The following is a 1,192-nucleotide window of genomic DNA, read 5'->3' as shown; positions in this document are numbered from 1 at the left end:
CTCTTTTCATTCTGGCCAAACATACGAAATATCCAACGCTTATGTAGAAATGAATGAAAAAATCATATAAATTTTTCTAAAATTAGAAAGCCTATACTTAAATCTACAATAAAATAGTTCAGTAAAAAGAGCGTGTTTTCATCTATCTAAACACGCTCTTACAAATATTTAAACCCTATATGAATTGCTTATTCCATTCTGATTTTCTTTTAACTAATATATCTCTTTATATACGATTATCATGCCAAAAGTTTATTGGAAAATGATTGTTCTCATCATAAGCTTCAAATTCGTACCCTTTTTCTTTTAACCCTTTTATAATTGCTGGAACTGCCGCGACAGATTGTGGATGAATATCGTGCATTAAAACAATTTCCTTTGAAGACGTCGCACCTGCTAAGACATTTTGAACAATCTTTGCAGCTGCTACATCAACGGGTAATTTATTGTATTTCCAATCTAAAGAATCAATTGTCCAATCCCATACTTTCAAATTATTTCCTACCACTTCATTTCGAAGTGATTCATTTAAGCCAGGCATTGATCCATATGGTGGACGTGTTAATTTCGGTGTGTATCCAATAACGTTTCTAATTAAAGATTGATCTTCTTTCATTTCCTTCACATATTCCTGATTGGTGTATAGCTTTTTAAAATCATGTGTCATACTATGCATGCCCACATAATTGTTTTCTACATGCTCTCGTTTCACTAAATCTGGGAACCTTTTCACATTATCGCCAATTAAAAAGAATGTTGCTTTCACATCATTTTTCTTTAGTACATCTAATAGATTAGCTGTATATTTTCCAGGTCCATCATCAAAAGTTAAATATGCAACTTTTCTTTCTTTACCATCAAAACGATTAGGTATCAATTTTTTTAATTCATTTTTAGGTAGACTGCTCACTTGCTGAACACTATTTGCCTCTTCCGCATTTACCAGCTTAGGATTCGTAATAGATTGAAACACGTAATACCCTATTGCTACTAAAGTAATAGCCAACAATACACTTATAATTCTCTTTTTCTTAAGCTTAATTTTCATATTATAATCTTCTTTCTATCTTAATAATAATCTGTATAGGTGAAAATTAGTGCCCTGCACTAGCGTTCATGGCATTTCCTATAATAGTCAGAACTACTGGAAATAATACTGGTCCTAAGGTAAGGACAATGTTTAAAATTATAA

2 protein-coding genes are annotated in these 1,192 nt (G+C 31.5%); both read right to left on the bottom strand.

Features of this window, described 5'->3' with window-relative positions; translation table 11 throughout:
* Positions 1-226: 226 nt before the first annotated feature.
* Positions 227-1,048 (bottom strand): peptidoglycan-N-acetylglucosamine deacetylase, encoded by an 822-nt coding sequence (locus ABWK52_RS28435; RefSeq protein WP_000694605.1) that lies wholly within the window; start codon positions 1,046-1,048, stop codon positions 227-229.
* Positions 1,049-1,094: 46 nt separating this feature from the next.
* Positions 1,095-1,192 (bottom strand): DUF3902 family protein (locus ABWK52_RS28430; protein WP_353772329.1); only part of this gene is annotated, 98 nt, incomplete at its 5' end.

The organism is Bacillus sp. AP50 (genome assembly GCF_040492675.1).
Taxonomy (GTDB): Bacteria; Bacillota; Bacilli; order Bacillales; family Bacillaceae_G; genus Bacillus_A; species Bacillus_A cereus.
The sequence above is the reverse complement of the archived record's forward strand: the minus strand, read 5'-3'. Positions and strand labels throughout refer to the sequence as shown.

Excerpts from the sequence above, each read along its gene's own strand:
- ABWK52_RS28435 (WP_000694605.1), bottom strand. The coding sequence starts at position 1,048 with ATGAAAATTAAGCTTAAGAAAAAGAGAATTATAAGTGTATTGTTGGCT.